Genomic DNA, 23445 nt, shown 5'->3' with positions numbered 1-23445 from the left:
CAAAGCCGCATCTCAATCGATGAGTCTGAGAAAGATAAGATGCGACATATGAGACTCTCTGCATTTTTCTTGGAAAACCGTTTTTTTACAAAGCCTTACAACCTCTCAACTGCGGTTGACTTAATCAGGCCCCTTGGGTAGGTTCCGCGCGCTTTCGGAAGGGAGAGTTGGAGTGTCATTGGGGCATTTCGGGTCGAATAGATGGGGGCAAAGAACGAACGTCATGACAGAAGGTCAAAACCGCCAGACACAAGAGGCAGACAAAGCCGCGCTTAGCGCTCTCGGTGACAAGCTGAGAACCAAAAAGCCGCAGCCGGATCAGCCCAAACTTGTCGAAGGCACTTCCAACCTGGCGGTCGGTCTGAAATATGCCAGCGAATTTACCGCGGCAGTCCTGGTCGGTGCAGCCTTTGGCTATTTCGCCGATAAATTGTCAGGATGGTCGCCTTTCGGTTTGCTGGTCGGGTTATTTTTAGGGTTGTGCGCCGGCGTTATGAATGTTGTGCGGGCCGCCAAAGACGGTATGGACGCTCCGGTTGAAAACACCGAAGCGGATTAGGAACGCAAGATGATTTTTGCCCTAGATCCGATTAAGCAGTTCGAGATCCACAAAATGGGTCCGACTCTCAAAATCGGCAATTTTGACCTCAGCTTTACCAATGCATCCCTGATGATGTTGGTCACAGTTGGCCTTGTTGTATTGTGGCTTCTTCTGTCCACGAATAAGCGCTCTTTAGTCCCGACACGGTCGCAATCTGTTGCCGAAGTGACGTATGAATTCGTCGCGGATATGATCCGCTCGGCCTCCGGCAAAGACGGTCTGAAGTTTTTCCCCTTCGTCTTTACGCTCTTTATCTTTATTCTTTTTGCCAACTTACTTGGCATGATCCCGTTCTTCTTTACTACGACCAGCCATATTATTGTGACTTTCACCCTCGCCATGATGGTGATGACGCTCGTGATTGGCTACGGCGTGTTCAAAAACGGCTTTGGCTTCCTCAAGATTTTCTGGCCATCAGGTATTCCGGTCGTTATTTTGCCTTTCGTATCCTTGCTAGAGATTATTTCCTTCTTCTCCCGCCCGATCAGCCTTTCTGTTCGTCTCTGGGCCAATATGCTTGCCGGACATATCCTGCTGAAACTCTTTGCCGGCTTCTCGATTATGATGGTCACGGCTTTCGGCATGTTCCCCGGCCTACTCGGCGCGCTCATCCCGTTCACGCTGACTCTCGCCCTGACCCCCCTTGAATTTCTCGTGGCCTTCGTTCAGGCTTACGTTTTCGCTCTTTTGACCTGTGTGTATCTTTCAGATGCATTACATCCCGGTCATCACTAACACTGCAAATTAACCGCTTTTCCTAAGGAGATCATCATGGAAGCAGAAGCAGCAAAATACATCGGTGCAGGGATTGCCTGTCTTGGCATGGCCGGCGCCGGTATCGGTCTTGGCCACATCTTTGGTAACTACCTGTCAGGCGCTTTGCGTAATCCGTCTGCCGCTCAAGGCCAGTTCTCGAACCTCATCTTCGGCTTCGCCGTGACAGAGGCCCTCGGCATTTTCTCATTCGCCGTTGCCCTCATCTTGATGTTCGTTCTTTAAGTTACGATTTTTCACATTGTTTGAAAGCTCGCTATGACAGCCAGTGTTTTCGGTTTTGGAATGATGCTCGCAGCGGCTCCCGCAGGAGCCGTTGACGGCGCAGGAGAGACGGCCTTCCCGCCGTTTGATCCGACCTATTTCGCCACCCAGATTTTCTGGCTGTTACTCAGCTTTGCCCTTTTATATTTTCTCCTTTCGCGGATTTTTCTTCCGCGCATCGGCGAAACCATTGAAGAGCGCAGCTCCCGCATAGCGGATGATCTGGATACGGCGTCCCGTATGCAGGCCGACGCCGAGCAGGCTGAACGAAATTACGAAAAAGCTTTGTCCGACGCCCGCGCTAAGGCTCACAATGTTGCCGAAGCCACGCGTCAATCTGTCGATGCGGAGATTCAGGCTGAACTGGACGCCGCTGACAAGGAAGCCGAGAAGCAAGCGGACGCGGCGGAGAGCCGTATTCGCGAGGTTCGCAGCAAGGCGATGTCCAATATCGAGTCAGTTGCCGCCGAGGCTGCTCAGGCCACAGTCGAAGCGCTGACGGGTAAAAAGCCGACACTGGCGTCCGTCAAGTCTGCTCTGAACTAGGAAGGGTCAGACCATGCATTTTGATTTTGATCCCGCCAGCCCAACAATTTGGGTGTTTCTGGCCGTCATTCTATTCTTTATCGCGCTGGGATATTTCGGCGTTCATAAAAAAATTGCGGGAGCTTTGGACACACGCGCGGATAAGATCCGTGTCGAGCTCGATGAGGCCCGCCGCCTTCGCGAAGAAGCTCAAACGCTTCTCGCCTCTTTCCAGCGCAAGCAGAAAGAAGCCGAGAAACAGGCTGAGGATATTGTGAAGCAAGCGCGTATTGACGCTGAAAACATGGCGGCCCAATCCCGTAAGGACCTGGCAGAGCGCCTAGAGCGCCGCGCCCAGCAGGCCGAAGCGAAAATCCAAAACGCCGAAGCTCAAGCCATGGCGGATGTAAAGTCCAAAGCGGCTGATATGGCTGTGAACACAGCCGAAGCCCTGATGCGTAAAAACATGAAACCCGCCGACCATTCCGCGCTTATCAAAGACGGAATTACGCAAATGGGTAAAGTCATGAATTAGGCCAATGCGCCAATTTGAATAAAAAGAGCCGTCCCCCGGGGCGGCTTTTTTATTGGGGTTAGTGACAAGATAAAATCCTTCTAGACAGGCGATAAAGGCTGTTATATACTAAACAGGTAAAATAACCTGTCTAAATGGTGCGGTTTGAAAAACAAGTCGAATATAACGAATGAGAGAGTTTACGCCGTCCTTACGGGGGATATGATTAACTCCACTTCGCTCTCGTCGCAGCAAATCAAACAAAGCTGGGATACATTAGAGCGGGTAATCGCCGATTTCTCTGACGTCCACGGCTCTGTTATCATCGGCTCCCCCGACTTTTACCGCGGGGACTCATGGCAAATCCTGATAGACACACCGGCTCTCTCTCTTCGTCTCGCGCTTCTCATACGGGCGCGATTAAGATCAGAATTGGAAACAGACACCCGTATTTCCATAGGTATGGGTTCCGTTGAGACCATAGATGAAAAAAGCATTTCGATGTCCCAAGGCGAGGCCTTTACCCTGTCAGGTCAATCATTGGACACGATGACAGGCTATTTCGATTTAACCGGGCAGCTTCCTAATAAAGCGGGTCATATGAACGATTGGTTTCGAACCATCCTATATTTATGTAGTGAGTTTGTTCAATCCTGGACCCGACGGCAAGCTGAAATTGTGTCATTGGCTTTATTACTCAAGCCGCCGAAACACGCTAATATTGCAAAGTCCCTGACCCCCCCTGTCGCAAAACAAACAGTCACGGACTCTCTGAAAGGGGCGCATTGGCGAGCCCTTCAGGAAGCTTTGAAACTATTCGAAGCAACAGAATGGCAAACTTTCGAAATGACGAAGTAACAGTTGGTCGACAGCCATAAAAGGCTGTTTCGGAAATAACAGCTTTTTATGGTTGCGCGTCGAAGGAGCGCTCTATGATAGAAACATTTCTGGCTTTGCTCACAGCTCACCTTCTGGCGGATTTCCCGTTCCAAACCAGAAGGCTGATCGAGAACAAACGCAAACCTCACATATTGGTTTTGCACATTACGATTATAGCCCTGGTGACAGTTATTATTCTTGGGGCCTGGCCGCCTCTTCTCCTGCTTATCCTTTGCGGCACTCATTTATTAATGGACGCGGTGAAGATATATCTCTTGAAAGAGAAACACTGGGCCTTTTATCTCGATCAAGGCATTCACCTTCTCGTTATTGTCCTTCTGGCCTATTTATTTCCAGAGAGTTTCCAAGGCGGATACTGGCCTGATCTGATGGGCCCCTTTCCCTTCATCTATCTCATCCTCTTATGCGTCATCAGCGGCGTTATTCTCAGCCTTTCTGTCGGTAACGTCATCATCGCTCTGGAAACAAAGCGGTTCCGGGACGAAATGACGAGCCCCATAGAAGGCCTGACACAGGGCGGCGCCTTTATCGGCCAATTGGAAAGAGCTCTGGTGATGCTGTTTGTCGTAACAGGCTATCCGGTGGCGGTCGGATTTCTGGTCGCGGCTAAGTCCATTCTGCGCTTTGGCGAAGTCAAAAGCACACCAGACAGACAGATGGCGGAATATGTGATTATCGGAACCTTTATGAGTGTTGGCTGGGGACTTCTTATCGCCGTCCTGACAAAAACGGTTCTGACCTATTATCTGCAATACCAATAAGTCTGCTTTTCAGAACGAGATTGATCTGTGACCCGGCAATGATAGGATCAAAACAACGACTTACTCTTTTTCACTGGTGATTTTATGGCCCTGCTTTCAAAACGTGACATACTTCTGGGTTCAGGCGCGCTCGGCCTTTCGGGATTGCTCCCTTCGCAACGCGCTTTTGCGCAATCTCCCAAGGCAGACGACGCTCTTCCAAATCTCGCCGCAAACGCCAAACCTATCACGGCGGCCGAACACCAGGCCCGGATAGAGAAGGCTCAGCGCCTGATGCAGGAACAAGGCGTCGGCGCATTGATCGTCGAGGCGGGCTCCGCCCTCACCTATTTCACCGGCATTCGCTGGTGGCGATCTGAACGCTTCACCGGTGTCGTTATTCCGGCCGAGGGCGAATTTACGGTCATCACGCCGTTTTTCGAAGAACCGTCCATTCGGGAGTCGATGAAAATCGGAGACGACGTCCGCACTTGGCACGAAGATGCTTCGCCTTTCAAATTGATTGTCGATGTCCTTCGGGAAAACAAAGCGCTGAAAAAACCCGTCGCGATTGAAGAGACCACCCGCAATTTTATCTCCACCGGTATCAAGGCGCAAAAGGCCGGCGTGAAGCTCGTCTCAGGGCAGCCCATTACTCGCGGATGCCGGATGTTCAAATCCGCGGCGGAACTCGCCCTGATGCAAACGGCCAATGACATTACCCTGACGGCCTATCGCCATATCTATCCGAAAATCGAGGCCGGGATGACCCGCCACGACATCTCCGCTTTGATGAACAAGGCCACGACCGCGCTTGGCGGATCGGTTGAATTTTCCCTCGTTCTGGTTGGCCCGTCCAGCGCCTATCCGCATGGCAGCGACATCGAATATGAAGTGAAAGAAGGCCAGATCATTCTCATGGATTGCGGCTGCAGCGTGCATGATTACGAATCCGATATCTCCCGCACCTGGGTGATGGGCGAGGCCAGCAAAGAGCAGCGCGATGTCTGGAATACGGTTAAACGCGGGCAGGAATTGGCTTTGGAAACGGCGACCCTCGGCACGCCCGCCGGGCGCGTGGATGACGTTGTCCGGAAATATTATGATAGCCTTGGATACGGCCCCGATTACGCCGCCCCCGGTCTGACCCATCGCCTGGGCCACGGCATCGGAATGGACGGGCACGAACCCGTCAATTTTGTGCGCGGCGAAAAAACGAAACTCGCTCCTGGCATGTGTTTTTCAAATGAACCGGGGCTTTATTTGCCAGGTAAATTCGGCGTGCGTCTGGAAGACTGCCTCTATATGGGCGAGGACGGGCCGGTCCTGTTTACGCCGCTGTCCAAATCCATTGACGATCCGTTCGGCGCCTAAAGCGAACCCATTCCGGCCAGCTCAAGAGCCAGCATCAGGGCCGAAATCGCCAAAAGCCACGAGCCGAGAATACGCACGCCAATTTTCGGCCAGAGGGCGCTTTGCCGCTGAAAGGCCCAGAACGACATCAGGGCTGCGCCGCCCACAACCAGACTGACGCCGATCACATTCGCGGTAATCAGAACGACATTGGACGGAAACTGTCCGGCCTGCGGCAGAAAGGAAGCCCCTAGCCCGGCGCCGCCTAAAGCCGCCATCATATAGATGATCGAGGGACGGCTTATAACGGCTGCAACCAGGCAGCCGGAAAGCAAGGTCAGCGCAAGAAGCGATAAGGTAATAAAACCGGAGCTTAAGAAAAGAGCGCCGAGCAGACCCGCAAACAGGAAAGCGCCCCACAAAATTACAGCTTTGAGGAAGGCTTCTCGCTTTAAATTACCCATCGCGAAGCCGATGCCCACCGCAAGCAATAATTGTCCGGCTTTCACAAGCTCGGGAATAAATCCGGGAATCCAGGCGTAAAAATCCATCAGACTCTGGCCTTAAATAATACCGAACAGAAAACCCAGACCGCCCAGCGCAATCAACCCGCCGGCAATCTGGATAGCAACTTTACCGCCGGGGCGTCCAATCAAAAGACCGAGTGCGATGCCCAATAGATGAAGCAGGCCTGTGGCCAAGACAAACCCGATCGCAAAGCTCATGGCGTTACTGGCCTGGGGGAGTTCTGTCCCGTGGGCATGGCCGTGAAATACGGCAAAAAACCCGACAATTATCGCTGCCAGCCAGAGAGGCGCCCTCACCGCAAACGCAATCAAAAGACCCAATACAATGGAGGACAGGGCAATCCCGGCCTCGACAAAGGGCAGAGGCGCGCCGACAACGCCTGCGGCCCCGCCAAACGCCATGATAACCGGAAAGACGATAGGCAGGATGTAAATGGCTGGCGCGCGCAAAAATGCGCCCCAGAGGCCAACGGCCACCATCGCCACGACATGATCCCAGCCGAGCACCGGATGTAAAAACCCGCTCATAAAGCCTCCGACCAACCCCTCGCCTGTGTGGGCAAACGCCGGGACGGCCCCTAACAAGGCCAAAGCAAGAAGCAGAAACCCCGTCTGATATCTTATAGTCTTCATTGGGGGGCAAAAGGTGGAACGGGTCATGTTTTTCTCTTCTCGGTAACTAGCTAATTTCTATTCGGGCAGGCGCGAAACCAGTCCCGGCGCGACAACATTTTGCGCGTTCATCCAATCTCTGACGGGATCCGCCTCTGCGGGTTTGCCGGCGGCCTTGGCCGCGTCAATGAATAGCCACGCATCTTCATATTCGCGTTGGGCCTGCCAGTTTGTTCTGGCGCGCTCCAGGGCTTTATCGGCGTTTTCTTTGACGTCCAGAAAATAGCGGGCTTCTTCCCGGGCATGGCCATTATGACCGACCCGGAAATTGGCGCGAATGCGGCGATCCATTTCTTTGCTAACGTCGGAAAGTCTCTCGTCTTGGCCGCTTTGTTTATAGGCCAGCGCCCGACGCAGGAGGAACGCATCCGTTTCAACGGGAATGTCCAGCGCTTTCAGGGCGGCTTCGGGTTGACGCAAAGCCAAGAGACTATCGGCATGAAGCATTCGAATGCGGAGCGTCTGCGGATCAGCTGCCTGAGCTTTTTCAAACTGCGACTGCGCCAAAGCGTCATTGCCCTGAAACATCGCAATCTCGCCCAGAACGCTATAGGCATATCCAATCAGGGCCGGGTCCATCCGCCGGGATTCCAGAACTGCATTTAACTGAGCTGCCGCGTTCTGCGCCTCCGGTCCAAGAGCCTTGGCCGTCGAGTCGCACAGTAAGAGCAAATCATAACGGTCAGCCGTGCCCAGCGGAACGCAAGCCTCTTTCGCGGCCTTTATTTTTCCTTGAACCAAAAGGATATTTGCGCGCGTCAGCAGGGCGGTCGCGTCTTTCCCGTCCAAGGAAAGGGCAAGCTCAAGCAGGCTGAGAGCCTCGTCAAAATTGTGAAGATATTGCTGGGAAATGGCGCGGAGCTTCAATGCCTCGGTCATATTCTCACGACCTGAAATAGAAGAAAGAATACTGTCCGCTTTGGCGACAATTTCGGCGTTTCCCGTCAGCCGCCCTTCATTAATCAAAGCTCTCGCCGTTTTCAGGGCGATCTGCCTATCTTCTGGCTCTGACTTATAGTCTTCGAGAGCAGACTGCACTTCAGGCGGCATGTCCCCCGGCGCATATCCATATTGGCCCGACAGCCCTTTGCCTAAGGGGCTGATCAACAGCATCCCTCCGGCCAGAGCTAAAAAGACCCCCAAAATGGGAGCCTTGAAATTATTATGACTTTTCAGATTTTTTGACAAAATTCAGCCTCGATATATCGACTTCACTTTAAGGCGAAATTACTCGGCGTCAAAGGTCAACAGATATTCGGTGCTTTTTTCTGTAAAGTCAGGGTTATCCGTGACCTCTAGACGCTGGCCGGCCCAAATTTTATTATATCCTTCGACCGGAACATACGTCGCCACACCGTTTTCATCCGTTTTTGTCTCGGATGTGTTTTCACCAGTGCCGATTTCAATGCCCTCAACAGGCACGCCGTCGATCAGAACTTTCACCTGCATTGGCTCTCCGGCCTTTGGCATTTCAGCGCTGAGCGGCACGAGTTCGAAAGGCTGGCCCTGAGCCGTCGTGACAATCTCCGACCAGCTCTCGATATGTTTGTGATATTTGATCGCATTTACGGCTGAAAGAGGCTCATCGACCTGGCTCATCGGAATATTCACGCTCTCGCCGTCAAGAGTGCGCGTATAAATACCGTTGTCAAAATGCAGGAGCAGGAGCGCCGGCGACCCTTCGACACTGACCTGCATGTCATCATCGTCATAGGTGCGCCAGACGGTCAATTCATTCCCTTCGGCGTCCATCGCCCGGATATCTTTGACCTTACCCGCCGGATATCCCTCGAGCTTGCCTTCATGACCCCCAAAGTAAACCTGGAACTGGGCCATCTCCGTCAGCCCGCTCTCAACCGGCACCAACCAAGCTGTGTGGGAAAGGGCTGACGGAGCCCATAAAAGCGCCAAGCCTGACGCCACTAACATAAATCGTTTCATCATATTTTTTCTCCGTGAAAGTTAAGCTATCTAAAATCCGACCTGTACGCCTGCAAAAACAGCGCGAGGCGCGCCAGGCGACGCGCCGAGGCTGTTAATTGTGGTCGCATAAACATTATCCGTGACATTATCGATGCTGACGAAAAGTTGTGTCGGCGTTTTTGTGTTGAGACTATAGGCGGCGTCCAGATCCAGAACCGCGTAATCCGGCGCTTTGGTCGTGTTACCGGAATCAATAAAATATTCGCCAATATAACGCCCGGTTGCCGTGAGGCGAATATCCGGAACGGGGAAATAAGTCGCAATCAATGTTGCTGTGTGATCCGGCACGCCGTTCACGCGGTTTCCTATCAAAGCAGGATTTAAATTCTCTTCGACCTCTGAATCGGCATAACCGTAAACAGCCTGAAGCTGAAATTGGCTGGACATATCCCAGGACAGGCTGGACTCAAATCCGGTTCTGGACGTTTCCCCGAAATTCACAAACTCTCCGGGCGTGACCTCATTTATCTCATTGGAAGAGGTGATATCGTAAAGTGCCAGGTCAAGGTTGACGGAGCTGATAGGTTTGAACGTTGCACCTAATTCATATTGACGCAGCTCATTCACCTCAAGAGACTGCGCCCCCGAGGCAAATTTTGCGAATCCACTGGCGAGAGCGAACCCTTCTGAATAGCTGGCCCTCAATTGCAACTGGTCCAGAACCTGAGCGCGAAGTCCGACCTTCGGGCTAACATTGCTGACCGTGTCCAGCTCTTCACAGGGCGCCGTGCCCGTTTCCGGGCCTAGCGTGTCGCAATCACCGTCAAATTCATCCGCCCTGACACCGAGGGATAAATCCAGACGATCCGTCAAGGCGATATCCGCTTCTGCAAACAAGGCATTACTTGTCAGAGTAGATTCGCGATTGAACTGCGCCGGAAAGACGCGGCGGCGATTATCCAGATCATCGTAGAACTGAAACTCTGTTGTTTCGTCGAAATGCTCAATCCCGGCCACATAACTTATATTTCGGCCTGCCAGACTCATCTGACCGTTCAAGCTCGTGCCCAGACCATAGACATCCCTGTCATAGGTCTCTTCACGCTGACGCCAGCTCGGGGCCTCTGCGCCGCCGCGGGAAAACCAGCGGGTGAAATCCTGCTGCGTGCCATAAGCATAGGCGAGCACTTTATTTGTATCATTCAGGATAAATCCCAAATCGGCCCGAAGCGTTCCGAATGTTTTATCTGCGCCGTCATTCTGCACCCTAGGGTCAATGCCGTAAGGGTCTGTCTGAAATTGTTCCAGGGTCGTATAGGCCGCAGACTCCGCTTCGGCCTCATGATAGCGCCCGGAGAGAGACAGATCGATTTCCGGGGAGATCTGAAAACTGCCTCGGCCGGAAACGGTTCCGCGATCGGCCGCGGATTGAGGTCTAAACCCATCTGTGCGGTAATATTGAGCCGCAAAATTATAAGCCTGATTATCGCCGACCTCTTTCCCGTAGGCGGCTTGCGCATCGAAACTGTCAAAAGACCCGGCCGTGACGTCAAGCTCGGTATAATTCCCGCTATTGCGTGTTTCCAAAGCGATGAGTCCGCCGCGATTGAAGTTGCCGTAAAGCGCGGAAACCGGCCCTCGGAACACGGTTAGCCCCTTGACTTCAAGCGGCACAACCACATTCAGATCGACATATCCATCGGCGTGGGAATTGGCCTCGTTCAACGGAATGCCGTCAATGACTACGCCTAAATCACCCCCATGGGCGCCGCCTCCGAACCCTCTTATAACCGTTGAACTCGCGACCCCGCCCAAGCCAAAATCGCGGATACTCATGCCCGGGACGTCTTCGAGAAGCTCATTGATTTCGTAAACCCGTTTGATCCGAATATCCTCTGTCGAGATATTTGTGGCAGAATAGGAAGAGTCGACGCCTCTGAATATCTGACCTTTGACAGTGATTGTATCGACAATGCGGGAGTCCAAAGCCGTCGGATTAGCGGCAATCGTCTCATCCATTTCCTGTGCAATAACCGTTCCGGCTTGGGACATAATCAATGCGGAAAGTCCGACTAAGCTGAGCGTTTGTTTCATTGAGAAAGCTTTCTGAATTCCAGAGGGTATGGTTAGGAGTTCTTCGCCGATTGACGGCGTTTGAAAAATTTTTCGGCAATCGCGCCGAGAAGCGCAAAGTTCAGAATAACGCTGGCGACCAAAATCCAGGCCAGAATGGATGTCATGGAGGAACGGCGCATATTGATATCGGAGGCCGCCGAAGCAGAGACGACCGCTTCGATTTCATGATCTTCTTCGCCTGTGACCTTTAATGTCCAGTCGCCATTTTCAAAGCCGGAGGCAGGAAGAAAGGAAAAATAGCCTTCGCGGTCGGCGTTCCCAACCTGGTAGACCTTCCCGTCGGGAGACAGCACGCGCACTTTGGACAAGGCCATCGCCCGCCCGTCCGTATAGGTAAACCGCACAGTTACAGGCGTGGCTTCGGAGTCTACCTTCCAGCTCGTGGCATGGCCGAAAGCAGGCGCGGTTCCGAACCCTGTCAATATGATCAATGTGAAGAGTAGTTTTCGCAATTGGGCTCCAGTTTGGATTTTGTTGAAGTTCGACACAGGCTCACCAAAAATTTTGACCATATTTATGAAACTTTTTTGTATGAACATTTTTATATTTCTTCCTACCATCTGCATAAACACGCCCTGACCCATCCTGCAACTCTTTTTCTTGAAAATTTTATGCCTTCTAAAATCTGTTTGGCGATGAGGTCGAACAATTTATTTTCATCAATATTAGAAATACGACCCGAAATAAGAAAAAGGTGCGTATTATTCATACGAATTATAATTTTTCTGTTTTCGTTCGGAAAATATTTGCCTCCCAGGGTGATTTCACACGTATCTAGGTCAATGGTTCATAAAAAACCAAACCTGCCCTCTAAAGTCTGCGTGACCTGCGGGCGGCCTTTCGCCTGGCGCAAAAAATGGGAACGCGACTGGGAGTCTGTTCGCTATTGTTCCGAAAGGTGCCGGCGGGAACAAAAATCCAATCTGAAAACTATGAATGAGGATAAAAAATGATTTTACCCAGTATGGGCGAAAATTTACGAGTTGTTGTTATCGGCGCAAGCGGAGGCATAGGCGGAGCGTTCCTTGACGCCCTGAACGAGGCGGATCAGGTCTCGAAAATCTATGCGCTATCCCGACAGGGAAAATCCCACCCCTCCGAGAAGATCGACAATCTTACCTTTGATCTGACCTCTGAAAAGAGCCTGAAAGCCGCTGCCGAATCTTTGCGCGAAACAGATCCTTTCGATCTGATCATCATTGCGACCGGTCTGCTGCAGGGCGACGGCATATCGCCTGAAAAGTCAATTCGTGACCTCTCTTATAAAGGTTTGGAGAAAAGCTTTCTTGTCAATACGATTGGCCCGGCCATGACGGCGCGCTATTTTCTTCCCCTGCTTCGGGAGGACAGAAAGTCAGTCTTTACCGCGCTTTCCGCCCGTGTCGGGAGCATTTCCGATAACCGGATAGGCGGCTGGTATGGCTACCGCGCCTCGAAAGCCGCGCTGAACATGATTTTGAAAACGCTCTCCATTGAGCATGGACGCCGGCATAAGCAGGCCGTAATCTTAGGGCTCCATCCGGGTACGGTCGATACGGATTTGTCGAAACCGTTTCAGGGAAATGTCCCCGAAGACAAATTGTTTTCGCCTGAATATTCCATTGAAAAGCTCCTTAGCGTTATTGACCAGGTCAGCGCCGAAGACAGCGGGAAGCTATTCGACTGGGCCGGAAAAGAGGTCGCGTTCTAATCGTCCCGACAGATATTGAGCGGCAAAATATTTGGTCAGATCGGCCTTTTCCGCCAACGCCGCCTCATCCAGCCTCCGCACCAGATTGCGTAGTGCGCCCACTTCGCGGCTTTCATATTTCAAGAGATAATCTACCAAATCCTTGGTCACTTGCCGCCCGCGATTTTCAAATAACTGGCGAAGCAGGGGTTCCAGATCGCTCTCATCATAATCATCCATAACCATAACCGGCGTGCTGGAGAGGCGGGATTTGAGGTCAGGCATCTGAACCTGCCAATCCGCCAGAGATTTGCGAGAAGTCAGCAAGAGCCCAGACACATCACCATTTAACGCCAAATTCATTTGCGCAAACAGCTCCGCCTCTTCTGATTTTTCCGCATCGTCAATAAATATGCCGCAACTAAGCTCTTTCCACGCTTCGCCCAAATGCGTCTTGCCTGTGCCTTCCGGCCCCAAAAGCAAAAAGGTCGGCGCCGGCCAGTCCGGCCACGCCCGCAGGGCCGTTACGGCGATCCGGTTACTATCCGTGACAATGAAACTGTCAAAGCCGCTCGCCGGTTCAGGGCTTAGCTCTAGGGGGATTTGAGTATCGGGTCGGCCCACCACCTCTAGCGGCCGCTACGCGTCAGAACAATGCCCATCTCTCTATCCTGGCGAATATCCACGCCTTTAAAGGCAAGTTCGCGCCTCAGGCGGTCTATATCCCCCGCATAGGTCAACGTCATCAATGCGCCGTCTTTTGACATCGCGTCAAGACGCGCATCCTGAATTTGGGCGGAGCTGTCTATCGCGGCTTTCAAGGCCTGCCAATCGTCAAGCGAGGCGTAAAGAACCGAAACGGACATGCTTTCCGCCTGCCCCGCCAGAACCGCCGTAGCGGCTTTCCAGTCCCGCTCCAGACGATTGACAATCTGGCGCTCCGCCTCGTCTCCCGACGCGACAAACTGATCCGTATCGCCTGTATCCAGCGCAACATCTGTGACGCGAATACCGCCGCCCGTATAATTGGCAATCAGAATTTGCTCGACACCCGTTCTCCGTCCCAAATCGCGAAGGCGTTCAATGTCGCTGCCAATTGACGCGGTCAGGGAGGAAAGTCCCAGGCTAAACAGCTCTTCCTCTGACAAGGCCCGGATCGGCGTCAAGGCGTTGGCAAACCGATTTTTACTCCAGGCTTCATACTCTTCGCCTTCCGGATCGAGCTGCCCGCCCAGAAACGGCAGAACCAGTCTCTCGCGGGATTGCGAGGTGATCATGTTTAAACCGGCGCTATTGAGAAAAGCCTGCACGTCGCGCGGTTTGAACGCGACCGTGATATCCCCAAGATATCGATTGGAGGAGCGTCGTTCATTTGCGATTTCAAGCGCCCGAATCATACGGGCCGCGCCGTCGGCGCTCAGCGGCGGCAGCGGATTGGACTGCCTGTCCGCTTCCAGCGTCAGCCGGTCCATAAGGCGTCTGGCGGCTTCGGACTGGCCCTCACGGATAGCTATGGTTTGCGCCTCTATCGCGCTACTTCCTCTCGCATCCACAGGCACGCCGACAATCGTAAACGGGTCGGCGGCGCGGGCCGTTAAAACCAGTCCGAAATACAGAAAAAGGGAAAGCAGAAAGCGTGTCATAGAAATCCTCTTAGTCTCTTAGCGATAACGCTCTTTTTTGCACTTTAAAAGCCATGATATGCACTCTCTGTCTATGTCCTTTATGGCAAAACTGCGATAGAGACCCTTGAATTCAGACCGAGAATCCTTTTTCTAGCGCAAAACAAACAGAGCGTTCTTATGCCAGTGACGAAATCAGAGACAAACGCCAAAGCTCAAAAAGGGCTTAGCTATTCAGATGCCGGGGTCAATATTGATGAGGGCGACCGCCTGGTCGATGCGATTAAGCCCCTCGCCAAATCGACGCGGCGTCCCGGCGCGGACGCGGCGCTTGGTGGATTTGGCGGCGCGTTTGATTTAAAAGCCGCCGGTTTTAAAGACCCCGTTTTAATCTCAGGGACAGATGGTGTCGGGACAAAGCTCCGCATTGCCATTGATACGGGCAAGCTCGACACGGTGGGTATCGATCTCGTTGCCATGTGCGTCAATGACGTTCTGGCACAAGGGGCCGAACCTCTCTTCTTTCTTGATTATTTCGCCACGGGCCACCTCAATACGGAAAAAGCCAAAGATGTGGTCTCCGGTATTGCAGACGGATGTCGCCAGGCCGGGGCGGCGCTGATCGGCGGCGAAACGGCGGAAATGCCGGGCATGTATGATGGGGATGATTTTGATCTTGCCGGGTTCGTGGTCGGCGCTGTGGAACGGGACGCCATCCTTCCGCGCCATCAGGACATGTCCGCCGGGGATATCTTAATCGGCGTCGCCTCTTCCGGCCCGCATTCCAATGGCTATTCCCTCATCCGCAAAGTCGTCGAGGTTTCCGCCCTGTCCTGGGACGCCCCCTCGCCTTTTGCCGAAGGTCAATCACTGGGCGCGTCGCTTATGGCGCCTACAAAAATTTATATCAAATCCATTCTCCCCTTAATTAAAGACGGACTTGTCAGCGGATTGGCGCATATTACAGGCGGCGGTTTGACTGATAATACACCGCGCATGTTGCCGAAAACGCTCAGACCCGAATTTGACTTTGAGGCTTGGCCCCGCCCGGCCGTCTTCAAATGGTTGCAGGAAACAGGGGATATTGCCGAAGAGGAAATGCGGCGCGCTTTCAATTGTGGCATTGGTCTTGTACTCTGCGTCAAGCCTGCTGACGAAGACAAGGTTTTATCCAAGCTGAAAGACGGCGGCGAAACCGCCTGGACTATCGGAACTCTCAAATCGGTGTGAGCATGACCGCACGGAAAGTCAAAACAGCGATTCTCATTTCCGGACGCGGCTCCAATATGGTCGCTCTGGTCGAGGCCGCGCAGCTGGAGACTTATCCAGCAGAGATTGTGGGCGTTATTTCGAATAGATCCGATGCGGAAGGACTGGAAAAAGCGCGGGCGCTGAGCATTCCGGCCTTTGTCATTGACCATCGTCACTATGCTTCGCGTGAGGCCTTCGAACAGGACTTGCATGACAAGCTAGTGTCATTGGAGGCAGAGTTGGTCTGCTGCGCAGGATTTATGCGCGTTCTGACGCCCTGGTTTGTCTCGCGCTGGAAAAACCGCCTTCTTAACATTCACCCGTCTCTTTTACCCAAATTCAAGGGACTCAAGACACATCAACGCGCGATTGACGCCGGAGACAAGGAAACGGGATGTTCTGTTCATTGGGTCACCGAAGAGCTGGATGCCGGCGCCGTTATTTTGCAGAAATCCGTCGAAATTGCACCTGATGATACCGCGGAACTGCTCGCGGCCAGACTGCTTCCGGTCGAGCTTTCTCTCTATCCGGAGGCTTTGAAAAAGGTCGCGTCAAAAATATTGGCGGCTCATTAGGGCCTCGCTTTCAGGTGAATCCCTCAACGCCTTGTTAATCATAATCCCTAAGTCCGTTTAAACTCCTGCCATGCTATGAATTATTCTCGTGTAGGGGGTATTACGAATCTCGTTGCCTCATCACGTGATTTATTTTGGGTGGGGCCATGGGAAAATTTAAAGAAATGAAATCTTTATTTCAACGTTACCGCAAGGATGAAAAGGGCAATATGGCTCTGACCATGTCCTTGAGCACAGTTGTTATACTGAGCGCTATGGGCGCAGCCGTAGATTATTCCGTCGTTGCCAATGCGGATAGCCGGGCTCAGTCCATCGCAGATGCCAGTGCTCTGACGGCGGCCATTCATGTTAAAAATCACGGCAGCAAACCGAAAAACAAATCTGAGGGTCTGGTGGGCAGCTATACCGCCAAAGAGCTTGGCTATGATGTGTCCGGTTGGGTAAGAAATGGAGCGGAAGGCGTTGAAGTCGATATTGTATATGATGACGACGCCCTTGAGGCCAGAGTTGTGGTCGAAGGTAAAACCAAGCCCACATTCTCACAAATCATGGGCCATGAAAGCCTCAAATTCAAAGCCTCTGCGACGGTCAAATATTCACAAGTCGAACTGAAAAACCCGGCGAGTATTGCGCTTGTTCTGGACTCTTCGGGATCTATGGCCTGGGATGATCGTGTGGACCCGGTTCAATCCAATGACGAATTTGAATCCTCTTCCAGAACGCCCAATGCTATGTCGCGAAACGAGTCTTTAAAATTGGCCGCGTCTAGATTTATGGAGCGTCTGGAACCCCTCGAAAGAGGTTCAAATGGAAAACGCGTCGTTCGAACAGGACTTTATGCCTATAATAGTCGTTATCAGGCAGGCTTATCGAAACCCATGAAATGGGGCGCCCTGTCTACAAGCAATAATTCCAAGTTAAAAAAACTGCCGGCCAGCGGCGGAACGAACTCAAGTTCTGCAATGGTGGAAGTTGTAAAAGATTTTGTAAAAGAAGATCAGCGCCATAAAAACGAAAGTGGCGATGGAAATCCTTTTAAATATGTCGTCCTGATGACAGACGGCGCCAATAATGAAACACATTATGGAGCCGGGGGATGCCAAACATTTGACCGTCCGCGTCATAAACACTGGCGTTATACCTATCAGTGGTTTGAGGGCTGGTACTCATATTATGAATATTCGCATTCCCGATTTAAACCCAGACATCAACCGGGTCGTTATCAAGTCGAGGATTGGAAGGAAATTGAAGTCGGACCAGGATTTGATCAGGATAGAACCTGTGAATATACCTCAGCCTATGACACGGCGACAGTGGCTGCCTGTCAGGCATTGGCAATCCAAGGGGTAAAGGTTTTTACAATCGGATACGGTCTGGAGCCCGGCTATTATCATATGCGGAGCTCTTCCCCGAGAGACTATGAAGTCAGATATGACTACACGATCTATGAAAGATATCACGTCGAGATAAAAAAACCGATTACGGATCGCGCCTATAATATGCTTCAATCTTGCGCAGAGGAGTCCGGCGGGAAATTTTACAGGGCGAAAGATGCGGCCGAATTGGAGAAAGCTTTCGATAATATCGGCTCCGACATTATCAACGAGGTCATCCGACTTTCCAACTAGCTATTTGCCAAATCAGAAATTTGCTCACGCAGTGCAAAGAAAAAGGCCGGGTCAAAAACCCGGCCTTTTTTATTTTTAAATTGTCTCGAAAGACTTAGCCAACAATTTCATCGTCAGAGAAGAAGAAAGGAATTTCTTCTGCCGCTGTTTCCGGCGCGTCAGACCCGTGAACCGTATTGGCGTCGATGCTTTCAGCAAATTCGGCGCGGATAGTCCCGGCTTCGGCCTCTTTCGGGTTGGTGGCGCCCATGACTTCGCGGTATTTTGCAATCGCGTTTTCGCCTTCCAGGACCTGAACCACAACCGGGCCGGACGTCATGAACTCGACGAGGTCGTTATAGAAAGGACGCTCTTTATGAACGGCGTAAAATCCGCCGGCTTGCTCTTTGGAGAGCTGGATACGTTTTTGAGCGATAATGCGAAGACCGGCGTCTTCGATTTTAGCATTTACCTTACCGGTGATATTGCGTTTTGTAGCGTCAGGCTTGACGATTGAGAATGTGCGTTGGACGGCCATTTTGGGGCGCTCCTTTATGGGTTAATCTTGGCGCACCCGATAATGCGCGTTTCCCTTGATGTAAAGTCGTGTTAGCTGTCGCAAATCCATTATATAAACTCTATCCATGCTTCATATAAACGATCTCACTTACCGCATTGAAGGCCGCCCGCTCTTTCAACAAGCGACTCTGGCCATCAATGAAGGCGACAAAGTCGGCCTTGTAGGCCGAAACGGCACCGGAAAATCTACGCTGTTCCGCCTGATCAAAGGCGAGATCAGCGAAGATGACGGCAGTATTTCCCTGCGACGGAATATGAAGCTCGGCGTCGTCGATCAGGAAGTGCCGAGCGGGCCGCAGACTCTTCTACAAACGGTGCTCGACGCTGACAAAGAACGCTCCGAGCTACTCGCCGAAGCCGAAACCGCCAAGGATCCGCTGCGTATTGCGGCCATCCATACCCGCCTCGGCGATATCGAGGCCTATTCAGCTGAGGCGCGGGCCGGCGCTATCCTGTCGGGTCTGGGCTTTGACGGAGAGGATCAGCTGCGTCCCTGCTCTGATTTTTCCGGCGGGTGGCGGATGCGCGTAGCGCTCGCGGCCATGCTCTTTGCCCGTCCGGATATGCTCCTGCTGGATGAGCCGACCAATTATCTGGATGTCGAAGGGGCCGTCTGGCTGGAATCCCACATCCGGAAATATCCGGGAACGGCCTTCATGATTTCCCATGACCGGGATTTCCTGAACCGGGCCGTCACGCATATTGCGCACTTACGCGGCGGCAAGCTTTTTTCCTATACGGGCGGTTATGACGAATTTGAGCGTCAACTCGCCGAGCAAAACCGCCTGAACATGGCGCTGATGGCCAAGCAGGAGGATGAACGGCGTCACCTGGAAGCTTTCGTCAACCGGTTCCGGGCGCAGGCCTCCAAGGCCAAACAGGCGCAGAGCCGGATGAAGAAGCTGGAGAAAATGCAGCCGGTCGCGACGATTATCAGCGACCCGATTGCCCCGATCAGCCTGCCCGGACCGGAGCGGAGCCTCTCCCCCCCCATCATAAAATTTAATGAGGTGAAACTAGGCTATGACGATGTCACGGTCCTACGCGGTCTCAATCAACGCATTGACCATGATGACCGCATCGGGCTTCTGGGGAAAAACGGTCAAGGCAAATCCACATTTGCCAAAGCCGTGATGGGCCATTTGGAGGCGCAGGACGGCTATATCAAACGCCATAAAAAGCTCGAAATCGGCTATTTTGCGCAACATCAGGTCGATGCCCTCAACCCGAACCAATCGGCCTATGACCATATACTGGAGTTAATGCCGGAAGCGACGGAAGCCGAGCGCCGCGCGCGGCTTGCCTCTTTCGGCCTCGGCTTTGAGAAGTCAGAGACAAAGGCCGGGGACCTGTCCGGCGGCGAGAAGGCTCGCCTGCTCTTCTCTCTCATCGGCTTTCATAACCCACACCTGCTTGTGCTCGATGAGCCGACAAACAATCTCGACATTGACAGCCGAGCGGAGCTGACGCGTTCCCTCAACGCCTATAACGGCGCGGTGCTGCTAATCTCCCATGACCGGTCCCTGCTGGAAACCGTGGTGGACAGGCTCTGGCTGGTCGATCAGGGCACGGTCACGAATTTTGAAGGCTCGCTGGAAGATTACCGAACCCTGCAACTGGAAAAGGAACGGCGTGAGAAAAGCGCCTCTTCGGGCGAAGATGAACGCAAGCTCGCCCGGAAACGATCGGCCGAGGCGCGGGCGAAAATTGCGCCCTTAAAAAAAGCCGCCGAAGCCATTGAAACACAGATCGAAGCCACACAGTCCAAGATGAAAGCCACCGACAGGGCCCTCTCCGTCGAAGGCCTCTACGCCAAAGATCCGGACATGGCGGTGCAGCTCTCGCAAAACCGCGCGGATCTGGAACGAAAGCTCGAAACACTGGAGGCAGACTGGCTCGAAGCGCTGGAAATCTATGAACAGGCCCACCGCGCCGAAGGGCTCGGCGACCTCACCTAGGCGACAAGATGACGCCGTAAATTCTGCGCCGTGAACTTTAGAGTCTTTGTAAAGCCTGTATAAACCTGTTCCTGATAGGGTTGAAAAAGTCTTAACTTGGTTTGGCGATGTTCGGTTTGGAAATTTTCAGGAAAAATGTGATTCAGGACGCGGAGGCCCTGGCCTGCTTTGACCTTATCGGCTGGCTAATTTGCGAATATGGCCCGCCCAGAGCGCCGAAAGTCCCCTCGCCGCTTTGCCGCGCGCCGCGTCTGACGGATATATGCTGGTCACCGTCCGACTCCCGCCCGCCCTTGGTCTGGGCTAAAAACACCCTGACCGAGATAAAACGTGAAAGCGGTCTGGACGAGTGGAACGTTCAAATTATGGATCCCAACGGCTCGCAGACCCGTTTGAAAACTGTCCCGCCGCGCGGCGAAACCTCGGCGGCCTCATCCGTTTCCTATCAGCTTGACCGCTATGGGCGCCCCGTCTTTCCCTTCAACTCCGCGCAATGCCATGCGGGCGGAGAGTTTGCGGCCTATGTCATCTGGAAGCTCGCAGAGCTGAAACGCGCAAAATATGACCCGGCAGGCGCGGCGGAGTCTATTCCCGGATCCTTGCTGACGATTGTCAGCGCCTCCCATAGCGGACAGGGCTTTCATCTTTTGCCGATGAGCAAACTGATCCGCAAAAAACTCTTGCCGGAAAACGCCCCTTCGGCGCTCACCGCCAGGCAGGTTCAGATGAGATTGATCTTTGCCGCCTGTCTCGGCCTTCGCGCCCTCAACCGCTCGCCGGAGCAAATCATTGCCGCCTATGGCTGCCTGACCTCTCGGTCGCAAAGGCGCAAAATCAGGGCGGCCTGTGAGCAGATAGAGAGCTTTGACGCCGAGCTGAAACGGCTTCAGCTCATGTGCGCCACGCCGCGGCGCCGCGAACGGCTTGAAAAACAGATGCTCGAAAAACAGATGAAAGTGGCCTAGCCGCAATTCAGCGCCTGAACATAGCCGTCCTCGTCCAGTTCAATCGTCAGGCGGTCTTCATCCGCCGGGCCGAGCGCGATGCGGTCCTCGACCGTTCGGATTGACGGCGCGTAAAGGGATTGCCCCGGCAGAAAGTCGCGAACCTCCAAAAAAGGCGGATCCGGATCTATTCCGGCGATAAAACCGTCCTCAAAATCCTCGGTCGTGGCCGGTTTGATTACCCGTTTGCGCCCCGGCAACCCCGCAATATAAATCGCCCCTTCATGCTGCCCCAGCAAGCCCTGATAAAGCTGTGACTGACAGGCATCCACGGGTTGGAGGCGCGGCGTCGGCGAGGGATTAAGATAGGCCGGCCGAACATATTGCCCCTGCCCCGGACGAATTTGCTGCACCGGATAGGCATTATAGGGCGTGCCGACAGGGCCAGAAGCGCAGGCCGAAAAGCCGATAAGGGCCGAGGAGAGTATGAGCGCGCGGAGAATCACAAAACCATGGTGGCGGATAAGCCTTTACGCTTGGTTAACCATGATGGGGTGGGTGGTATGGAGAATTTAAGGTCATTGTGAAAGGAACCAATTTAATTGAATACTATATCACTTCAATTAGTTTCAATAAGCCAAAAGTATTCTGGCTGCTCGTCAACTAGTATTGAAATGATAAGCATTCTAATAGATGATAAATAAAATCAGTTTTGCCAAAAAAGCATAACTAATCTGAGAAATATAATGGCAATAACTGATGATATTTCCCGATCCACTACTCGTATTGAGAATAATGAAAGTAATGGATCAATATCTACAGGAACAGGCTTTTTCTGGCGCTTTTCGGAGCATCCGGGAGATTTTTGGGTTGTCACAAACAGGCATGTCCTTGCGGAGCATAAAACACTCTCGGTTACCTTTGACCTTCAATTAGCCCCACCAAAAGAAAACGTGAAATCTATAATCGTGACTAATGAGAATCCTAATGTAATCGAGCATCCAGACCCAACAGTGGATTTAGCTGCGATCTGGCTTGTGCCATTTGCTCAAAGTGAAATAAACGGCACCCGTCCACGTATTGCTTGTATAACGAGAGAAAATTTAATTACCGAAGACTTCTTAAATGACTTAACTGCTGTAGAGCCAGTATTGATGGTAGGTTACCCCAACGGCCTTTATGATGAAGCTAACAACAAGCCCATTGTTAGGAGTGGTATAACAGCGACAGCTGCTTACAGAAAATATATGGGTAAAAGACAGTTTATGATCGACTGTGCTTGTTATCCCGGGTCAAGTGGCTCGCCTGTTTATATTTATCGATCAAATCCTTGGAAAAGTAGATCCACTGGGCAGTTGAGAATGGGTGTGCCGCCTGAAGCGTTTGCGGGAGTATTGTTCAGCGGCCCATTTATAAACCAAAAGGGCGAGATTCAACGCTTTGACGGTTCTCCAACAGACGATAAAATCAACGTCCAGTCTATGATGCACTTAGGCCACGTCATTGATGCTCGAGAGATTTTAGAAATGGAGGACTTGGCAAAAGATTTAATCCGCGAAAAATGGCGAAGCAGTGGCCTAGAGCAAAATTAAGAGGTTCTACGAGCACTATTCCCGATTTTTTACATAATAGGAGGTATGCAAAAACTGGGAAATTTGGACCCCCTCATCCGGCCCTCCGGGCCACCCTTTCGCGTAGAATGATTATCAATCATTCTTTGGCTCTAATCCCGATGGGAGAAGGAAATTAGTTACGATCAACCGTTCCTATCCCCTCTCCCATGGGGAGAGGATAGCGTTTCGCACCCTTCCCCTAAACCCGCTCACCCCACCCTCGCTCTGCGTACCCTAAAGGGCAAGGGCGGGGTCCAGTTTGTGCATTAGGGCGGCTTCGCGCATATCGGCAAATAGAGCGCCTTTCGGGATGGATCAGACATGGAATCTCGGATGTGGAAGGCGATGATACTTTCTTCCCCCGTTTACGGGGGAAGTCCCTCGCGAATGCGAGGGGATGGGGGGAGCGTAAATCGCTATCCTTTGTGATGTGCGGCTCCCCCCTCCGAGCGCTTCGCGCCCACCCTTTCACGTCGAAGGGTTATCAACCCTTCTTTGGTTCAAACCCGTGAACGGGGGAGGACAAATTCACTCTTTTATAAATCTGTCCGCACTTATCGATTCCAAAACTTCAACGCTTTCAACCCCTTACAAAAATTCCAAGAGATAGATCCGCACATTGCTTTTTGGGGATATATTCAGAATTGTTCTTTTGCTCATGGACAGGAAGACGTCACCTTCTGGAGTACGAGACGGCG

Annotated in this window: 26 protein-coding genes; 16 read left to right on the top strand and 10 right to left on the bottom strand. The window is 52.4% G+C overall.

All coding sequences use genetic code 11. The features are described from left to right. The first annotated feature begins 223 nt into the window (after positions 1-223). From ACN0IC_RS13160 to ACN0IC_RS13125, 8 genes are all read left to right on the top strand, one after another. On the top strand, positions 224-559 hold the full coding sequence (locus tag ACN0IC_RS13160) for an AtpZ/AtpI family protein (RefSeq protein ID WP_415811955.1): 336 nt from the start codon (positions 224-226) through the stop codon (positions 557-559). A 9-nt stretch (positions 560-568) separates the two neighbouring features. Continuing rightward, complete coding sequence (locus tag ACN0IC_RS13155) at positions 569-1336, top strand: F0F1 ATP synthase subunit A (protein WP_416879243.1); 768 nt, start codon at positions 569-571, stop codon at positions 1334-1336. A gap of 36 nt (positions 1337-1372) precedes the next feature. After that, positions 1373-1600: a F0F1 ATP synthase subunit C gene (locus ACN0IC_RS13150; protein ID WP_415811953.1), complete on the top strand. Its 228-nt coding sequence runs from the start codon at positions 1373-1375 to the stop codon at positions 1598-1600. Positions 1601-1633: 33 nt separating this feature from the next. Continuing rightward, on the top strand, positions 1634-2185 hold the full coding sequence (locus ACN0IC_RS13145; RefSeq protein ID WP_416879242.1) for a F0F1 ATP synthase subunit B': 552 nt from the start codon (positions 1634-1636) through the stop codon (positions 2183-2185). Positions 2186-2198: 13 nt separating this feature from the next. After that, on the top strand, positions 2199-2699 hold the full coding sequence (locus tag ACN0IC_RS13140; RefSeq protein ID WP_416879241.1) for a F0F1 ATP synthase subunit B: 501 nt from the start codon (positions 2199-2201) through the stop codon (positions 2697-2699). A 201-nt stretch (positions 2700-2900) separates the two neighbouring features. After that, entirely contained in the window at positions 2901-3536 is a 636-nt protein-coding gene (locus ACN0IC_RS13135; RefSeq protein ID WP_416879240.1) for a hypothetical protein, read from the top strand. A 74-nt stretch (positions 3537-3610) separates the two neighbouring features. Next, entirely contained in the window at positions 3611-4339 is a 729-nt protein-coding gene (locus ACN0IC_RS13130) for a DUF3307 domain-containing protein (protein WP_416879239.1), read from the top strand. An 84-nt stretch (positions 4340-4423) separates the two neighbouring features. Beyond that, a complete protein-coding gene (locus ACN0IC_RS13125) occupies positions 4424-5692 on the top strand; it encodes a M24 family metallopeptidase (RefSeq protein WP_416879238.1) in 1269 nt (422 codons plus the stop codon). On the opposite strand, the gene ACN0IC_RS13120 is transcribed toward ACN0IC_RS13125, so the two are convergent. The 6 genes from ACN0IC_RS13120 to ACN0IC_RS13095 are packed head-to-tail and all read right to left on the bottom strand — an operon-like array spanning position 5689 to position 11381. Beyond that, entirely contained in the window at positions 5689-6222 is a 534-nt protein-coding gene (locus tag ACN0IC_RS13120; protein WP_416879237.1) for a hypothetical protein, read from the bottom strand. The genes ACN0IC_RS13125 and ACN0IC_RS13120 overlap by 4 nt on opposite strands. A 12-nt stretch (positions 6223-6234) precedes the next feature. After that, entirely contained in the window at positions 6235-6858 is a 624-nt protein-coding gene (locus ACN0IC_RS13115; protein WP_416879236.1) for a HupE/UreJ family protein, read from the bottom strand. A 30-nt stretch (positions 6859-6888) separates the two neighbouring features. Continuing rightward, entirely contained in the window at positions 6889-8058 is a 1170-nt protein-coding gene (locus ACN0IC_RS13110; RefSeq protein WP_416879235.1) for a tetratricopeptide repeat protein, read from the bottom strand. Positions 8059-8097: 39 nt separating this feature from the next. Next, a complete protein-coding gene (locus ACN0IC_RS13105) occupies positions 8098-8814 on the bottom strand; it encodes a DUF4198 domain-containing protein (RefSeq protein WP_416879234.1) in 717 nt (238 codons plus the stop codon). A gap of 27 nt (positions 8815-8841) precedes the next feature. After that, complete coding sequence (locus ACN0IC_RS13100) at positions 8842-10887, bottom strand: TonB-dependent receptor family protein (RefSeq protein ID WP_416879233.1); 2046 nt, start codon at positions 10885-10887, stop codon at positions 8842-8844. 32 nt (positions 10888-10919) lie between these two features. Beyond that, the gene (locus ACN0IC_RS13095) at positions 10920-11381 is read right to left on the bottom strand and encodes a hypothetical protein (RefSeq protein WP_416879232.1); all 462 of its coding nucleotides are present in this window, start codon (positions 11379-11381) and stop codon (positions 10920-10922) included. 330 nt (positions 11382-11711) lie between these two features. On the opposite strand from ACN0IC_RS13095, the gene ACN0IC_RS13090 reads away from it, so the two are divergent. Together ACN0IC_RS13090 and ACN0IC_RS13085 are read left to right on the top strand one after the other, a co-directional pair. Beyond that, positions 11712-11882, top strand: a complete 171-nt coding sequence (locus tag ACN0IC_RS13090; RefSeq protein WP_416879231.1) for a DUF2256 domain-containing protein — start codon at positions 11712-11714, stop codon at positions 11880-11882. Further along, on the top strand, positions 11879-12619 hold the full coding sequence (locus ACN0IC_RS13085) for an SDR family NAD(P)-dependent oxidoreductase (protein WP_416879230.1): 741 nt from the start codon (positions 11879-11881) through the stop codon (positions 12617-12619). The genes ACN0IC_RS13090 and ACN0IC_RS13085 overlap by 4 nt, the downstream gene beginning before the upstream one ends. Here the strand turns inward: ACN0IC_RS13085 and ACN0IC_RS13080 are convergent. Together ACN0IC_RS13080 and ACN0IC_RS13075 are read right to left on the bottom strand one after the other, a co-directional pair. Next, positions 12584-13222 carry an HdaA/DnaA family protein gene (locus ACN0IC_RS13080; RefSeq protein ID WP_416879229.1) on the bottom strand — a complete coding sequence of 213 codons (639 nt, stop codon included), beginning with the start codon at positions 13220-13222 and terminating at the stop codon, positions 12584-12586. The two genes, ACN0IC_RS13085 and ACN0IC_RS13080, sit on opposite strands and share 36 nt — an antisense overlap. A 5-nt stretch (positions 13223-13227) precedes the next feature. Continuing rightward, positions 13228-14241: a hypothetical protein gene (locus ACN0IC_RS13075; RefSeq protein ID WP_416879228.1), complete on the bottom strand. Its 1014-nt coding sequence runs from the start codon at positions 14239-14241 to the stop codon at positions 13228-13230. Between the two features lie 159 nt (positions 14242-14400). On the opposite strand from ACN0IC_RS13075, the gene purM reads away from it, so the two are divergent. From purM to ACN0IC_RS13060, 3 genes are all read left to right on the top strand, one after another. Next, complete coding sequence (gene purM / locus ACN0IC_RS13070) at positions 14401-15450, top strand: phosphoribosylformylglycinamidine cyclo-ligase (protein ID WP_416879227.1); 1050 nt, start codon at positions 14401-14403, stop codon at positions 15448-15450. 2 nt (positions 15451-15452) lie between these two features. Next, positions 15453-16046, top strand: coding sequence for a phosphoribosylglycinamide formyltransferase (gene purN, locus ACN0IC_RS13065; protein ID WP_416879226.1), 594 nt, complete (start codon positions 15453-15455; stop codon positions 16044-16046). 146 nt (positions 16047-16192) lie between these two features. Beyond that, complete coding sequence (locus ACN0IC_RS13060; protein WP_416879225.1) at positions 16193-17674, top strand: pilus assembly protein TadG-related protein; 1482 nt, start codon at positions 16193-16195, stop codon at positions 17672-17674. A gap of 94 nt (positions 17675-17768) precedes the next feature. On the opposite strand, the gene ndk is transcribed toward ACN0IC_RS13060, so the two are convergent. Then, on the bottom strand, positions 17769-18191 hold the full coding sequence (gene ndk, locus ACN0IC_RS13055) for a nucleoside-diphosphate kinase (RefSeq protein WP_416879224.1): 423 nt from the start codon (positions 18189-18191) through the stop codon (positions 17769-17771). Between the two features lie 106 nt (positions 18192-18297). Between ndk and ACN0IC_RS13050 the strand changes: the two genes are divergently transcribed. Both ACN0IC_RS13050 and ACN0IC_RS13045 read left to right on the top strand, forming a co-directional pair. Beyond that, entirely contained in the window at positions 18298-20190 is a 1893-nt protein-coding gene (locus tag ACN0IC_RS13050) for an ABC-F family ATP-binding cassette domain-containing protein (RefSeq protein ID WP_416879223.1), read from the top strand. A gap of 137 nt (positions 20191-20327) precedes the next feature. Continuing rightward, the gene (locus tag ACN0IC_RS13045) at positions 20328-21155 is read left to right on the top strand and encodes a hypothetical protein (protein ID WP_416879222.1); all 828 of its coding nucleotides are present in this window, start codon (positions 20328-20330) and stop codon (positions 21153-21155) included. On the opposite strand, the gene ACN0IC_RS13040 is transcribed toward ACN0IC_RS13045, so the two are convergent. After that, positions 21152-21640: a hypothetical protein gene (locus tag ACN0IC_RS13040; RefSeq protein WP_416879221.1), complete on the bottom strand. Its 489-nt coding sequence runs from the start codon at positions 21638-21640 to the stop codon at positions 21152-21154. The genes ACN0IC_RS13045 and ACN0IC_RS13040 overlap by 4 nt on opposite strands. 240 nt (positions 21641-21880) lie before the next feature. Here ACN0IC_RS13040 and ACN0IC_RS13035 point away from each other — a divergent pair, with 240 nt between their 5' ends. Continuing rightward, positions 21881-22726 carry a S1 family peptidase gene (locus tag ACN0IC_RS13035; RefSeq protein ID WP_416879220.1) on the top strand — a complete coding sequence of 282 codons (846 nt, stop codon included), beginning with the start codon at positions 21881-21883 and terminating at the stop codon, positions 22724-22726. The last annotated feature ends 719 nt before the right edge of the window (positions 22727-23445 follow it).

Origin of the sequence: Litorimonas sp. (assembly GCA_029936425.1) — a bacterium.
In the GTDB taxonomy this organism is placed as follows: Bacteria; Pseudomonadota; Alphaproteobacteria; order Caulobacterales; family Maricaulaceae; genus Litorimonas.
Note: the sequence above shows the minus strand (reverse complement) of the source record. Positions and strands in the feature narration are given on the sequence as shown.